Here is a 13,650-nt window from a genome sequence, read left to right as displayed (position 1 = left end):
CTATTTTATAATTGGTATTCCCGATAATAAAAATATGGTCTAGTTAGTAAAATCTGTTAAAATATAGTATATAGATATAAATTTAGGAGGTAAAAAATAAATGCAGAAAATTAGTTTGAAAGTAAACGATTCAAGCTTTACATCTATGGCTAATCCTAATGATCCCTCGATTACCCATTACCAATTTTACATACCATGTGAATCACTTGTTGATTTACCTACAGAAGCCAATCCACGTGAGCAAAACATGAATACTAAAGTAGTAAAACAAATTAAGGAAACTTTGAGGGATCCGAATAAGACCTATTTTGAAGTATTAAATAGGGGGCTTACTATAACATGTTCTAATCTTGTTAAGCATACAGGTGAGGTTACGTTAACATTTACAAATTCTGAAGATGGTTTGATTGATGGTGGACATACAGCTAGATCAATTCTAGAAGTACAAGAAGAAGGGATTAACCTTTCAGGAAAATATGTTCGAGCTGAGGTCTTTACAGGATTAGATTTTGAAAAAGCTGTTGAACTGGCCAAAACACGTAATACAAATGTTGCTGTAAAGGAATATTCGATTGCTGAATTAGAAGGAAGGTTTCAATTTTTAAAAGAGGCCATTAAGGGTAAACCTTTTGAAAACAGAGTAGGTTTTAAACAGAATGAAGATAAAGAGATTGAAGTGAAGAACTTACTCCAAGTTATGAATGTATTTAACCTAGAACGTTATGACAATATGAAACAACCAACAGTTTCTTATGTTGCAAATTCCAAACCTATTGATTATTTTTTGGAAAAACCTGAGCCGTTCCATAAACTCGCCCAAATTAACCCAACTGTTTTTGATCTTCACGAAAATATTGAAAAGAAATGGAAAAAAGCATACAACAGTAAAAAAGGTGCTATGTATGGAAAAAATAAATGCGCTAAAGCAGGAGAAACACGTCAAGTTTTATTTGGAAATGATGGTGATACAATAGATTACTATGTTCCATCAGGACTACTTCTTCCTGTGTTAGCAAGTTTTAGAAGTTTATTAGAAGAGCATGAGGGAAAATATCAATGGAAAGTTGACCCATTGGTAGTTTTAGATGAAGTGCTACCTGAATTAACAAGTCAGATTCATTCAAAATTATCCGTCACTGGTGGGAATCCAAACGCTGTAGGAAAAGACTCTCAACTTTGGCTAATGCTTTACATGATAGTTGAACGTCAAATTATGATTACAAAATAAACATGAAATAGGAGCCACTCTTATAGGGTGGCTTTTCTTTGTCTATTTTAGTTATTACTTTTCAATTTAGGTTATTACTATAAAGAGGATGATAAGGGAGGTTTTAATATGAGTGATGTAATGACTAAAGAGCAAAGAAAGAAAACGATGAGTAAAATTCGTTCGCGCTCTAAGTTAGAAGACAAGGTCAGTAAAGCACTATGGGCACGTGGATATAGATTTAGAAAGAATGTTAAAAGTTTGAGAGGTACACCGGATATAGTCATAAAAAAGTATAAAATAGTTATTTTTATTGATTCTTGTTTTTGGCATGTATGCCCAGAACATGGAAACTTTCCTGAAAGTAACACACAGTTCTGGAGGAACAAGCTTCAACAAAATAAAAAAAGAGATGAAATTGTAACAACTTATTACAAACAAAAAGGGTGGTTTATTATGAGGGTATGGGAACATGAATTAAACAACAACGTATTTGATGGTACTATAGATAAGATTAGTACTTTTATTGATAAAGCCAAAAAAGAAACATAAACAAATAGTAAGTAGGATGATAAATATTCTTTAGTCTGATTGTAGGAATATATATTGTTAGTAATTCGCAAAAATAATTAATTCTTTAGAATTACTTTACATTCAAACCCTTGTAATTCACCTCTACTTGTTTTCATACTTAAAGAGACTAACGTAGAACGAGGTGGAGAGATGAAGTTAGGTAGTTTTACATGGAAAGTGGTAGCTGTTGGTGCGGCTGCAATGATGATGTTTGGACAGGATGTCAATGCGCATGGTGATGAGGTTTCGGTTTATGAAGCGATTCAAGATCAGTTGGTAGGGAAGCAGATCATCTTTGGGGATTTACATAATCATACGGGTTATTCTCCGGATGGTTCGGGGACTCCGAAGATGGCGTATGAAAGTGCGAAGATGAATGGGCTTGATTTTATCGCGATTACGGAGCATTCGGAAGGGTTGAACCTGATTGCGAATGAAGAAGAGGGTGTGAATACACCGCTTCCTTACCGTACGGAGTGGGAGGACGTCCAATATCAAGCGGATCAGATTTCAGATGAGTCGTTTACGGCAATCCGCGGTTTCGAGTGGAGCGATCCGTATCAAGGGCATTTCAACGTCTGGTTCTCGAAGCATTATACAGATGTGTTCCGTTCACCTGGAACGCCGACGATGAAGCCATTCTGGAATTGGTTCCAGACGGATACGCAGTTACTAGGTGGCAGTGACGGAATTGGTGGTTTCAATCATCCGGGTCGTGAGCCTGGTAAGCTGGATGATCTCGCTTATGTCCCTGAAGTGGATGACCGTGTCGTTTCCATTGAGGTGTTCAACCGGGATGATATCTATGACTCTACTTATGTAGAAGCTCTCGATAAGGGCTGGCATGTCGGAGCCATCGGTGTATCGGACCATCACGGAGAAAATTGGGGAGACCCGACGTTTGCGCGAACTGGAATTATTGCTACGGAAAATTCTCATGAGGCAGTAAGAGCCGCCTTGGAACAGCATCATGTGTATGCAACGCAGGACTCCAACTATCAGATGGTGTTTACAGGTAACGGTCAGATGATGGGAGCGAAGTTGACGACCCATCAACCTGTCCAGTTGAATGTGATCGGGCATGATCCTGATGCTGGAGAGTCCATCGTCAAAGCGGAACTCGTGACGAACGGTGGAGAAGTCGTTGAAACATATGAACCTAGTAATGGTGGACAGACTTTTGAGTGGAGTCCCACAACACCAGCAACTTCTGAAAGTGCCTGGTATTTCGTCCGTATGACTCAAGCAGACGGTGAGATGATTTACTCAAGTCCGATCTGGGTGAACCAATAGAATGTTGCAGCAGAAGGTTGGAGAAATCCAACCTTCTTTTTATGGAAATTATGTTATGATTTTGGAAGGAAATAGTAATGTAGGGGGATTATAGTGGAACGGGAGAAGCAGATAAAAATCTTCGTAGTATTTGTAGTAGGTGCATTAGTTGTTAGTCTGATTATGAATTTCACCTTATTTTCGAAGATCAATCAGGTGGAGAATCAGGTGAATTCAATTTCTAACATGCAATATAACATATCGGATAATGTGAACGATCAAGCCTATCAAATTATTGGTGTATTGGATGAGATGCAAGCAGAACAGAGTTGGATCACTCCGATCAGGATGGATCTCGATCCAAATGAGGTAGTGGGTGATCAGGCGGAAGCGACATTCCAATGGCAAGTGAAAGAGCTTCAAAAAGATTCAGAAGTCGTGTTCCATTATACATATGGCGATGATGAAAAGTATAAGGCGCTTCCAGCAGAAGAGACCCAGCAAGGTCTTTTTCAAGTGAAGGTTCCAATCAAATTGGATATGGGACCGATGTGGCACGTGGGATACATGAACGAAACGGCTGAGTCTCAACAAGTAACCTCCGAGAAAGAGATGGAAGAACAAATGTTAGAAGAGACGCTCAAGTTCTATGTAACCGTGTCTTATGGTGATATGGTGAAGAGTGGAAAGGTCCACACGGAACATTTAGGTGATTTTGGCAGTCACCTTTATGGTACATTACAGACGGACGTGCTGATGAATGATGAAAACTTTAGCATCATGTTATTCAATCATCATGCGGACTCTCCTTCCGCTGGTATAGAGGAAGCTTATCTTCTGAAATATAAGGATGGAACCTTATCAGATAAAGAAAAATTTGAAGTTGATGAACAATACGATCCTGCTGATCCGATGATGAACGCTTTCAAATTGGATAAGGTGAAAAAAGTTAAAGATATGCGACTGGTTGTCCAAGTCACGTATAACAATGGAAGAACCTTTGAAAAAGAAGTCTACAATGATGGTAATTAAGTAAAGCAGGTTGGAGAATTCCAACCTGCTTTTTTTAGCATAGTGCAAGGAAGATCTGTGGTGTGTAGAAGAAGCATAGGTTGAATGTCGGGTAGCAGAATCCGATGGTGATGAAGAAGTTGACGAACGCAACCCAGACGAGTGCGATGCCGATTCCGCCGAATGGCGTCTGATAGAAGACTAACGTCCATCTGCCCTGACAGCCCCAGATCCCGTTGATTCGATCATCGTTGTCTTCATACTCGAATTCGGGACGTGGCTGACCTCCGAGTAGTGATGTGATCTGGGTCGTGCTCTGAGGCTGCTGTCCAACCAATGATTGGAGCTGGGTTTGTGGTAATGCCGATAAGGTTGAGTACAAGCTGACCAGGTTTTGTGGAGGTCCACTCTGTGGTTGGGATAATGTCGGTAAAATCTGTTGGACTTGCTGTTGCTGTTGGAGCGTCAATTGACCAGGTAATGCAGAAGGTCCGTTTCCAGGGAGACCAGGGCCACCAGGCATGCCTGGACCTCCTGGAAAACCAGGTCCACCGGGCCCACCAGGGAAGCCTGGCCCACCAGGAATACCTCCTGGTCCTCCGGGCATTCCACCCGGACCACCAGGGAATCCTGGCATTCCTCCAGGACCTCCAGGAAAACCGCCCATTCCAGGTCCGCCAGGGAAGCCTCCCATACCCGGGCCACCAGGGATACCACCGCCTAAGCCTGGTAACCCACCAAGTCCTCCAGGTCCACCCATCCCCGGACCGAACGGAGGAAACTGACGAGGTCGGTATTGATATTGATTCATAATCCAATCCCCATTTCGATGTATGATGTCATTAGCCACTATATGCTTTCAAAGGGATTGTGTGTGTTAGAGGACTTGTCCATCACTAACCGTATAAGGAAAGATATCGTTACGATTTCTTCATTCTAAAAGAAAAAGTAGAACGATCATTGAAATCACGTAACCAGTGAGGGCGATGCTATGGAGGGTGTTTATTGACATGGTTTGAGCTACCTTTGTAAAAAAGAGCAGTCCATATACAGCAGAGGTTCCAAGCGCAATCGCAAAGGCTGTCCATTGGACTAAACTTCTCGTATTCATTGTTTTTTTGTCTTTCATAGTTGTTATCCTACCTTCCAATAAACTCATATATCCTTTAAATAATTTCAATACTTGGACCCTATACACCTTTTATTTTCCAATTCATACACATTTGCAGGATTTATTAAGAGGAAGCCGAATCGTTTAATTTAGATGAGTAGAACGAAAGGGGTTGGGGTTATGAAGATGATAGAGGCGATTCCGGCTTTACCGGTGAAAGAGATGGAGAGAAGTCTGTTGTTTTACAAGGACACATTAGGGTTTTCGATTTTGCATGTGGGGGATGAATTTGTAGTTCTTGGGCTTGATGAGGTCCAGGTGCATTTGTGGCTTGCGGACGATGAGAATTGGCGCAAGGAGGAGCATTGGAATCCCGTTGTGACAGGGGCGGAGTCGTTCATCGCCGGGACGTCGGGCTGCCGTATCGGGATGGAAGGTGTGGATGCCATGTATGAGCGTTTAGGACCAAAGGACATCATTCATCCGAATGCACCCATTGAGGACAAGCCCTGGGGGACTCGGGAGTTTTCAGTGTTAGACCCGGATCGCAATCTGATCACGTTTTTTGAGTGGAAGAGGTAGTGGATGGCGGTTTATATTGCATTGCTGCGCGGCATTAATGTTGGTGGGCATAAAAAGGTGAAAATGGACAACCTGAGGGAAATTTTTACGTCAATGGGCTTTGAGAATGTGAAGACGTATATCCAGAGTGGGAATGTCATTTTTGAAGCGGAGTATCAGGATGCCAGAGAATTGACAGGACGGATTGAGGTAGAGCTTGAAGGTGCGCTCGGCTTTGCCGTCCCTGTCATTGTAAAAACAGCAGAGGAATGGCAGGCGGTGATGGAAAAGTGTCCGTTTGATGTCGATGCGTTAAGAGAAGATGAAAAGCTGCACGTTTCCTTTTTAGCAGAAGAACCGAGTAGGGAAGGAATCCAGAAGCTGAAGGAGACCGAAAGTGACATCGACGAGTTCAAACTCCAGGGGACGACCGCCTACGTCCTTTGTCGGCAAGGCTACAAAAAGACCGTCTTCTCCAACACATTCCTTGAAAAGAAACTGAAAGTCGCTGCCACCACCCGCAACTGGAACTCCATTATGAAGATTGCAGAGATAGGCAAAGACGGAGGATGACATGATACATCGACTAAATGAAAAAGAAGAGAAAGTCTATGAAAGAGCTACAGAGCTCTTGATACAGAACTACAAAGCGATCAAGTTAATGGACGAAGAATCTATTAAGATTTTTCAAACTCACATGAATTTCATCCAAGGTTTTGTATACAGATCGATGAAATCGGCTGCAAAAGAATTGTACGGAATAGATCTAATGGGAACAGGTATAAAAGCACATAAGTACGTATCACCTGAAGCGTTAGAACGATATTCACAAAATAAGAAAGAACCCTTTATAGGTGAACACGTCGTATGTAAGAACCTCTATTTTAAAAAGATCATGGAAGAACTCAAGAAAGATGACCCAGATAAAAAATTGGTTTTAGAACAACTGTCAAAGTATTATTTCACTGCTTATATAACGAGAAAAGAAGACGATTTGTTGAATGAGTTAGGTCTTAGACAAGTGATGGTTAAAGATGGGGATTGGGATGGCACCAGTGTTTTTAAGCGATATGAAACTACAGGGATTAAATTGATTGAGAACTCGTACTATCCACTTGTGAAGAATAGATAAGAACAAGGAAACTCCAATATATTGTCATCAACAATGTGGACAACTGACAGCCTAATATCTTTCGAACAGGATAAACTCCCACATCATACACTAACTATCTAGATTACGTTTGGTGGGAGTTGAATATATGGGATCTACACAGTTAACCGGGCGGGTCATCTATAAAGGAGACCTCGGTTATGAAGAAGCGATTAAGAACTGGAATCCTTATGTTGATACCTTTCCTCTTGTCTTTGTTTTTGCCCAGAACGCAAGGGATGTAAGTAATGGCATCAAATGGGCACGTGAGAATGACGTACCATTACGCGTCAGAAGTGGTCGCCATGCGCTGGATAAGAACCTCTCTGTTGTAAAGGGAGGGCTTGTGATTGATGTTAGTGATATGAATAAAGTGACCATAGACAAAAGGAAGGGACTTGCAACTGTTCAAACGGGTATTCTTGTCGGTCCCCTTGTAAAGGAATTAGCCTTGAATGGTTTCATGGCCCCGTTTGGCGACAGTCCAACCGTTGGGATCGGTGGAATCACGATGGGCGGGGGATTTGGAGTGGTCTCAAGGTCGATCGGACTGATCAGTGACAACCTCCGCGGACTTGAAATGGTCGATGCGAAAGGTAGAATCGTTACAGCGAATGCACACCACAATGAAGATTTATTCTGGGCATCGAGGGGTGGTGGCGGAGGGAATTTCGGTTATAACACGGAATACACATTCAGAGTTCCTCGTGCGCCGGAAACCGCCACTGTTTTTAATATCGTATGGCCATGGGACCAGCTTGAATCGGTATTTAGAACCTGGCAACGATGGGCTCCGTTTGTAGACGAACGATTAGGCTGCTATCTAGAGATATATAGTAAAATCAACGGGCTCTGTCGCGTTAATGGAATTTTCCTGGGAACGAAAACCGAGGCGGTCAGATTACTAGAACCTTTAACGACAACAGGAACACCAACACAAGTCGATATACAATCTTTGTTCTACCTTGACGCGATCAATTACTTAGATCCTCCTCAGCCAATCCCTGAACAATCATCACAGAGTGTGAAGTTTTCCTCTGTTTGGTCACTGGATCTTTGGTCGGAAGAACCGATTTCCATTATGAAAAATTACCTTGAAGAAGCCACTGGAACAGAAGCCAATTTCTTTTTTGAGAATTGGGGTGGGCAAATCCGTCGAATACCGAAAGACAAGACCGCCTTCTATTGGCGTGAACCGTTATTTTATTCGGAATGGAACGCGAGCTGGAATCAACCGAAAGATGAAGCCAGGAACCTTGCTTCCGTTGAAAAAGTCCGTCAACAACTTCAACCGTTTGTAAAAGGATCCTATGTGAACGTACCGGATCAGAATATTAAAAACTTCGGAGAAGAGTATTACGCCTCGAACTTCGAACGTTTAAGAAGAGTGAAGGCGAAATACGATCCCGAAAACTTCTTCTGTTTTCCACAAAGTATTCCACCAGCTCCATAATGGTCTTAAGGGTCATCATCTATTTCCTCATGATGACCCTATTCCTCTTTCTTCGTATCCCCGTAGGAAACCCTAATAATCACATCGGCATAAAATTCTCCATTTAAAAGGACTTCGTATCTCCATAAGCCGCCTTCTGGAACCTCAAATGTCGGGGTGTAACGTTCTAAGCTTGGATACCCTGATGAAGGATTCGTGATTGTAGTTGGAGGCACCACCATCAACTTTTCACCAGTTTCTTTATGGTAAGCATTGATCGTTAGCTCCTTACCTTCATAGGTTTTGAAGGGTTCGGTGAAATGAAAGAGATACCCGTATGGTTTACCTGCTGTAAGTGCTGGGTCAGGATAAACAGACAATAAAAGCTTGCCGTCTTCTTTATAGTCTTGTCGAGCTTCCCAATTCACCTCTTTTCCTTCATGTGCCACGTTATACCCATTAAAGAAATCCATTTGACTGGCACCAAAGTATACGATTCCGAAAAGCAAAGACAACGAAACTGCGATGCTTAATCCGAAGTTCCAATAACTTCGTTTCGAGTGAACGCCTTTGTTTTCCCGTATCCCATGAAAGACCTTTTCTTGATGTTGCTCGTCAAAGGTAAAGTCTTTGAACTTCGTTTCTTTTAAATGTGGGCGAAGTTGCTTAAGATGTTTATTAAGCATTGAAATCACTCCCGAGTTGATCTTTGAGAATTTTTTTAGCCCTAAGTAGCCTGGATTTGATCGTGTTTGGATTCACATTCAGTAAGTCACTGATTTCCGGAACATTCAACTCTTCGTAAAAATAGAGGAAAATGACCTCTCTGTACTTTAATGGTAATGCCAACACGTGGTTTGTGACCTGTTCTTGCATCGAGTTTTTCAAGACGATTTGATCCGTTGACTTTTGGATGCCGAAAATCTGCTGCGCATCTTTTGCTAGTTTTACAGTTCGGTAATGCCAGCTCCTCAAATAATCCTTGCAGTGGTTGATCGTTATTTTCAGCACCCATGTTTTGATGCTCGAATTCCCTTTGAATTGATGCAGGCTTTGATACACCTTGATGAAGGCTTCCTGAGCAAGGTCTTCAGCTGTGGCGTAATCTTTTACATAGGAAAAAGCGACGTGCATTGCATCGGTCCCGTAATCCTCCATCAACAGCTGGAGGATCTCCTCATTTGTCGCGGACTCCCAATTCGAATACTCAATCATACAATCACTCCGCATAATCTCTTTACAAAACAGACGACTCCCAGTTGGAAAAAGGTGCACTTTTAACTGAAAAAGATCTCCAATCGCTTCATTATGTAAAAAAGCTGCCTAGAAAGTCTGTGAAAATGGACCTTTTGCGCAGCTTTTTGAGTGTGTAATGACAATATGGGGCTTTGTTATGTAAAACTTGGTGTTGGTTTTAGAAAAATCACTGGTGGTTTTAGAAAAATGACGGCTTGTTTTAGAAAAATCAGCTTCGGTCTTGTAAAAACGAGCACTCGTCTTGTAAATCGGTTCATTCTTACTACAAAACCCCATAAGGAAAAGGACGGTTCACAAAAGAACCGTCCCTCATTTTCAATAAATCCATTAGGAAAGGACGGTCCCACGGGGATCCGTCCTACATTTTTGTCCAGATTGTGACTGTTTTCAGACAACTGACAAAGGTTTGTCAAAAGTTTTTTGCGATTTAGTGACAACGTTCAAAACTTCACAAAGTCCGCCGAAAAACCTGATATATTAGGGTCAAGAACTTTAGATGATAGTGATTTTCATAGATTTTAGCAAGGAGAAAGAGGGGAACGTGTATGAAACTCAAGTTGGGTTTGTTTGCGCTCATGATGTTTGTGCTCTCCGTCCTGACGGGGTGTGAACAGCTGACTGTGCTCGATCCGAAAGGACCGCAAGCGGAACGGTTAGCGAGTGACATCATTTTTACAATGATCATGATGGCAGGTATTGTGATTGCCGTACTGGTGTGGCTTGTGATTATGCTCGTCAAATATCGGGCATCCAAGCAGCCGGATGACTATGAACCACCACACATCGAGGGGAACCCATGGGTGGAAGGGATTCTCGTCGGGATTCCGGTCATCATCGTAGCCATCCTGTCCGTCGTTTCTGTTCAGAGTAACTATATCGTTGAATCGGCACCACAAGGATACGAAGACAAAGAACCATTGGTCGTTTATGCATCTTCCTCTGACTGGAAGTGGCATTTCAGTTATCCGGAGCAAGACATTGAAACAGTCAACTACTTATACGTTCCGACCGATCGTCCGCTAGAATTCCGACTCTACTCACACGGACCGATCACGAGTTTCTGGATTCCTCAGCTTGGAGGACAGAAATACGCGATGAACGCCCATGTCACAACGCTGCATCTCGCGGCTGACGTAGAAGGCGACTTCATGGGACGGAACGCCAACTTCTCTGGTAAAGGGTTCGCCGAGAACACGTTCGACGTAACGGCGATGTCTCAACAAGAGTTCGACGAATGGGTAAAAGAAGTCAAAGACAACGCGGATCCTCTGACTGAAGAGAAATTTGAGGAACTGCTTGAGCCAGGTCACCTTGGACGCATGACGTTCACCGGAACACAGCAACAATACGAACCGGCACCGGAACATCACCACGAAGGTGACAAGTACGAAGAACACGATATGCACAAGGAAGACGAAAAGAAAGATGGCCATGACCATCACGCTTCCTCTAAAAAGGGAAGCGAAAGCAACGATCATAAACACCACGAGTAAATGAACGGGTTTTACCGATTATAGATATCTTGAAAGGAGTCAAATCGTATGGAATTCTTTGAACGATTTGCCATACCACATCCGAGTTTCGCGATTTACGCTTCCATGGTCGCAGCCGCACTTACGTTGGTTGCCGTCCTCGCAGGGCTTACTTACTTCAAAAAGTGGGGATACCTTTGGCGCGAATGGTTGACGACTGTTGACCATAAGCGAATCGGGATCATGTATCTCATCTCGGCACTCTTGATGCTGTTCCGAGGTGGCGTCGACGCGATCATGATGCGTGCCCAGCTCGCTGTACCTGAGAACGAGATTCTGGATGCGCAGCACTATAACGAAATTTTTACAACGCACGGGGTTGTCATGATCCTGTTCATGGCGATGCCTTTTATCATATTCTTCATGAACTTTGTCGTACCGCTTCAAATCGGGGCGCGTGACGTTGCGTTCCCACGATTGAATGCACTCAGCTTCTGGCTGTTCTTCATGGGTGCGATGCTGTTCAATATCTCATTCATGGTCGGTGGATCACCGGACGCAGGGTGGACATCGTACTTCCCGCTCGCTGATGGCGAGTCGGTCGGTTCGCACTACTATATGATAGCGATCCAGATTGCCGGAATCGGTACACTCTTGACCGGGATCAACTTCCTGACGACCATTTTGAAAATGAGAGCACCAGGCATGACGCTTATGAAGATGCCGATGTTCACATGGTCAATCCTGATCACAAGTGTCATCATCATCTTCGCATTCCCGGTATTGACGGTTGCTCTCGCATTCGGAACGATGGACCTCCTATTCGGAACACAGTTCTTTACGCTCGATAACGGCGGAATGGCGATGCTTTGGGCGAACCTGTTCTGGGTTTGGGGACATCCTGAAGTGTATATCCTGATTCTGCCGGCATTCGGACTTTACAGTGAAATTATCTCGACGTTTGCACGTCGTAATTTATACGGATACAAGTCGATGGTCGGATCAATGGTCTTGATTTCACTCCTATCCTTCGTCGTATGGGCCCACCACTTTTTCACAATGGGTCAAGGCGCATTCGCGAACAGCATCTTCTCCATCACGACGATGGCGATTGCGGTTCCGACAGGAGTCAAGATCTTCAACTGGTTGCTGACACTATGGAAGGGTAAAATCGAGTTCACATCACCGATGCTGTATTCGATCCTATTCATCCCGCTCTTCACACTTGGTGGAGTGACAGGGGTCATGCTTGCAATGTCAGCGGCGGACTATCAGTATCACAATACGATGTTCCTGGTCGCTCACTTCCATAACGTGATCATCCCTGGTGTCGTATTCGCGATGCTTGCTGGACTCACGTACTACTGGCCGAAGATGTTCGGCTTCATGCTGAACGAAAGAATAGGAAAGTGGACGGCATGGTTGCTATCGATTGGATTCATACTCGCGTTCATCCCGATGTATATCACAGGCTTGGACGGTCAAGCACGCCGTATGTACACGTATTCTGAGTCTACTGGATTTGGTCCGATGAACATGGTTTCCTTTATCGGAGCTGCGATCATGGCAGTCGGATTCGTACTGATTGTGTACAACATCTATCACAGTGTCCGTTATGCTTCACGTGATATCGGTGCTGACCCGTGGAATGCGCGTACACTTGAGTGGGCGACGCACACACCAGTACCACACTATAACTTTGCAGTTACACCGGAAGTCGCATCCAGCGAAGCACTTTGGGATGCGAAGAAGAAGGGGCATGAGCTGTTTAAAGGCGAGTATAAGAAGATTCACATGCCGAACAACAGTGGTATACCGTTCATCATGAGCTGTGTATTCTTTGTATGGGGCTTCGCGCTCATCTTCAGCTTATGGATTCCGGCGATCATTGCAACGATCGCAATCTTCGTCTTCATGACAATGCGTTCATTTGAAATCGATCACGGTCATTACATTTCTGTGGAAGAAATCGAAGACACAGAATCAGAAATGCGAGGTGCTTAATTATGAAAATCGATCACTCGCTGCCGTTAGAATATAGTACAGAAGAAAATAGATTGAAGATCTTCGGATTCTGGATGTTCCTAGGTGCGGAAATCATGTTGTTTGCGACGCTATTCGCGACGTATTTCACACTAGAAAACCGCACAGGGAATGGTCCGGGTGGGGCTGAGATTTTCGTGATCACGCCGGTTCTCATTGAAACGTTCTTGCTTTTGACAAGTAGTTTTACAATCGGACTGGGAATTCATGCGATGCGTCTCGGTCGCCAGAAGGCGATGCTGTGGTTCTTCGGAATTACGCTCGCCCTCGGGCTTGGATTCTTAGGCGTAGAGATTTTCGAATTCTTTACGTACGCACATGAAGGAGCAGGCATCCAAACGAGTGCGTTCACGTCGATCTTGCTCACGACACTTGGAACACACGGAGCGCACGTAACTGTCGGATTGTTCTGGGGTCTCTACATCATGATGCAAGTGAAGAAGCGTGGCTTGACGCCTGAAACAGGTAACAAGTCGTTCATCTTCTCACTGTACTGGCACTTCTTGGACGTTGTTTGGATCTTCATTTTCAGTTTCATCTATTTGAAAGGAATGTTGTAAT

General features: G+C 43.5%; 14 protein-coding genes. 11 read left to right on the top strand and 3 right to left on the bottom strand.

Annotated features, from left to right (window positions below):
• Positions 1-100: 100 nt before the first annotated feature.
• From ACXQIQ_RS07680 to ACXQIQ_RS07665, 4 genes are all read left to right on the top strand, one after another.
• Positions 101-1,228 (top strand): AIPR family protein, encoded by a 1,128-nt coding sequence (locus ACXQIQ_RS07680; protein WP_439299351.1) that lies wholly within the window; start codon positions 101-103, stop codon positions 1,226-1,228.
• 108 nt (positions 1,229-1,336) lie between these two features.
• Positions 1,337-1,759, top strand: a complete 423-nt coding sequence (locus ACXQIQ_RS07675) for a very short patch repair endonuclease (RefSeq protein ID WP_439299352.1) — start codon at positions 1,337-1,339, stop codon at positions 1,757-1,759.
• 171 nt (positions 1,760-1,930) lie between these two features.
• The gene (locus tag ACXQIQ_RS07670; RefSeq protein ID WP_439299353.1) at positions 1,931-3,073 is read left to right on the top strand and encodes a CehA/McbA family metallohydrolase; all 1,143 of its coding nucleotides are present in this window, start codon (positions 1,931-1,933) and stop codon (positions 3,071-3,073) included.
• A 93-nt stretch (positions 3,074-3,166) separates the two neighbouring features.
• On the top strand, positions 3,167-4,084 hold the full coding sequence (locus ACXQIQ_RS07665; RefSeq protein ID WP_439299354.1) for a hypothetical protein: 918 nt from the start codon (positions 3,167-3,169) through the stop codon (positions 4,082-4,084).
• 34 nt (positions 4,085-4,118) lie between these two features.
• On the opposite strand, the gene ACXQIQ_RS07660 is transcribed toward ACXQIQ_RS07665, so the two are convergent.
• Positions 4,119-4,874 (bottom strand): hypothetical protein, encoded by a 756-nt coding sequence (locus ACXQIQ_RS07660; RefSeq protein WP_439299355.1) that lies wholly within the window; start codon positions 4,872-4,874, stop codon positions 4,119-4,121.
• A gap of 480 nt (positions 4,875-5,354) precedes the next feature.
• Between ACXQIQ_RS07660 and ACXQIQ_RS07655 the strand changes: the two genes are divergently transcribed.
• The 4 genes from ACXQIQ_RS07655 to ACXQIQ_RS07640 all read left to right on the top strand — a co-directional run bounded on the left by ACXQIQ_RS07655 (position 5,355) and on the right by ACXQIQ_RS07640 (position 8,338).
• Positions 5,355-5,756 (top strand): bleomycin resistance protein, encoded by a 402-nt coding sequence (locus tag ACXQIQ_RS07655; protein WP_439299356.1) that lies wholly within the window; start codon positions 5,355-5,357, stop codon positions 5,754-5,756.
• Positions 5,757-5,759: 3 nt separating this feature from the next.
• Positions 5,760-6,308, top strand: a complete 549-nt coding sequence (locus ACXQIQ_RS07650) for a DUF1697 domain-containing protein (protein WP_439299357.1) — start codon at positions 5,760-5,762, stop codon at positions 6,306-6,308.
• A gap of 1 nt (position 6,309) precedes the next feature.
• Entirely contained in the window at positions 6,310-6,867 is a 558-nt protein-coding gene (locus tag ACXQIQ_RS07645) for a hypothetical protein (protein ID WP_439299358.1), read from the top strand.
• A 127-nt stretch (positions 6,868-6,994) separates the two neighbouring features.
• Positions 6,995-8,338, top strand: coding sequence for an FAD-binding oxidoreductase (locus tag ACXQIQ_RS07640; RefSeq protein ID WP_439299359.1), 1,344 nt, complete (start codon positions 6,995-6,997; stop codon positions 8,336-8,338).
• A gap of 38 nt (positions 8,339-8,376) precedes the next feature.
• On the opposite strand, the gene ACXQIQ_RS07635 is transcribed toward ACXQIQ_RS07640, so the two are convergent.
• Positions 8,377-9,003 carry a hypothetical protein gene (locus ACXQIQ_RS07635; RefSeq protein ID WP_439299360.1) on the bottom strand — a complete coding sequence of 209 codons (627 nt, stop codon included), beginning with the start codon at positions 9,001-9,003 and terminating at the stop codon, positions 8,377-8,379.
• The gene (locus ACXQIQ_RS07630; RefSeq protein ID WP_439299361.1) at positions 8,996-9,532 is read right to left on the bottom strand and encodes a sigma-70 family RNA polymerase sigma factor; all 537 of its coding nucleotides are present in this window, start codon (positions 9,530-9,532) and stop codon (positions 8,996-8,998) included. Before ACXQIQ_RS07630 ends, ACXQIQ_RS07635 begins: the two co-directional genes overlap by 8 nt.
• Before the next feature lie 587 nt (positions 9,533-10,119).
• Here ACXQIQ_RS07630 and qoxA point away from each other — a divergent pair.
• Genes qoxA through qoxC form a run of 3 tightly spaced genes read left to right on the top strand, consistent with a single transcriptional unit; the run spans position 10,120 to position 13,649 of the window.
• Positions 10,120-11,067 (top strand): cytochrome aa3 quinol oxidase subunit II, encoded by a 948-nt coding sequence (qoxA, locus tag ACXQIQ_RS07625; RefSeq protein ID WP_439299362.1) that lies wholly within the window; start codon positions 10,120-10,122, stop codon positions 11,065-11,067.
• Between the two features lie 48 nt (positions 11,068-11,115).
• Positions 11,116-13,050 (top strand): cytochrome aa3 quinol oxidase subunit I, encoded by a 1,935-nt coding sequence (qoxB, locus tag ACXQIQ_RS07620; protein WP_439299363.1) that lies wholly within the window; start codon positions 11,116-11,118, stop codon positions 13,048-13,050.
• Positions 13,051-13,052: 2 nt separating this feature from the next.
• Positions 13,053-13,649, top strand: a complete 597-nt coding sequence (gene qoxC, locus ACXQIQ_RS07615; RefSeq protein WP_439299364.1) for a cytochrome aa3 quinol oxidase subunit III — start codon at positions 13,053-13,055, stop codon at positions 13,647-13,649.
• The last annotated feature ends 1 nt before the right edge of the window (position 13,650 follow it).

It is taken from the genome of Pseudalkalibacillus sp. Hm43 (assembly GCF_054170705.1).
Note: the sequence above shows the minus strand (reverse complement) of the source record. Positions and strands in the feature narration are given on the sequence as shown.

Bases quoted from the DNA above. Each gene is read 5' to 3' on its own strand.
- qoxC (WP_439299364.1), top strand. From the start codon at position 13,053: ATGAAAATCGATCACTCGCTGCCGTTAGAATATAGTACAGAAGAAAAT.
- qoxA (WP_439299362.1), top strand. From the start codon at position 10,120: ATGAAACTCAAGTTGGGTTTGTTTGCGCTCATGATGTTTGTGCTCTCC.
- ACXQIQ_RS07630 (WP_439299361.1), bottom strand. From the start codon at position 9,532: ATGATTGAGTATTCGAATTGGGAGTCCGCGACAAATGAGGAGATCCTC.
- ACXQIQ_RS07640 (WP_439299359.1), top strand. From the start codon at position 6,995: ATGGGATCTACACAGTTAACCGGGCGGGTCATCTATAAAGGAGACCTC.
- ACXQIQ_RS07650 (WP_439299357.1), top strand. From the start codon at position 5,760: ATGGCGGTTTATATTGCATTGCTGCGCGGCATTAATGTTGGTGGGCAT.
- ACXQIQ_RS07655 (WP_439299356.1), top strand. From the start codon at position 5,355: ATGAAGATGATAGAGGCGATTCCGGCTTTACCGGTGAAAGAGATGGAG.
- qoxB (WP_439299363.1), top strand. From the start codon at position 11,116: ATGGAATTCTTTGAACGATTTGCCATACCACATCCGAGTTTCGCGATT.
- ACXQIQ_RS07645 (WP_439299358.1), top strand. From the start codon at position 6,310: ATGATACATCGACTAAATGAAAAAGAAGAGAAAGTCTATGAAAGAGCT.
- ACXQIQ_RS07675 (WP_439299352.1), top strand. From the start codon at position 1,337: ATGAGTGATGTAATGACTAAAGAGCAAAGAAAGAAAACGATGAGTAAA.
- ACXQIQ_RS07660 (WP_439299355.1), bottom strand. From the start codon at position 4,874: ATGAATCAATATCAATACCGACCTCGTCAGTTTCCTCCGTTCGGTCCG.
- ACXQIQ_RS07680 (WP_439299351.1), top strand. From the start codon at position 101: ATGCAGAAAATTAGTTTGAAAGTAAACGATTCAAGCTTTACATCTATG.
- ACXQIQ_RS07670 (WP_439299353.1), top strand. From the start codon at position 1,931: ATGAAGTTAGGTAGTTTTACATGGAAAGTGGTAGCTGTTGGTGCGGCT.
- ACXQIQ_RS07635 (WP_439299360.1), bottom strand. From the start codon at position 9,003: ATGCTTAATAAACATCTTAAGCAACTTCGCCCACATTTAAAAGAAACG.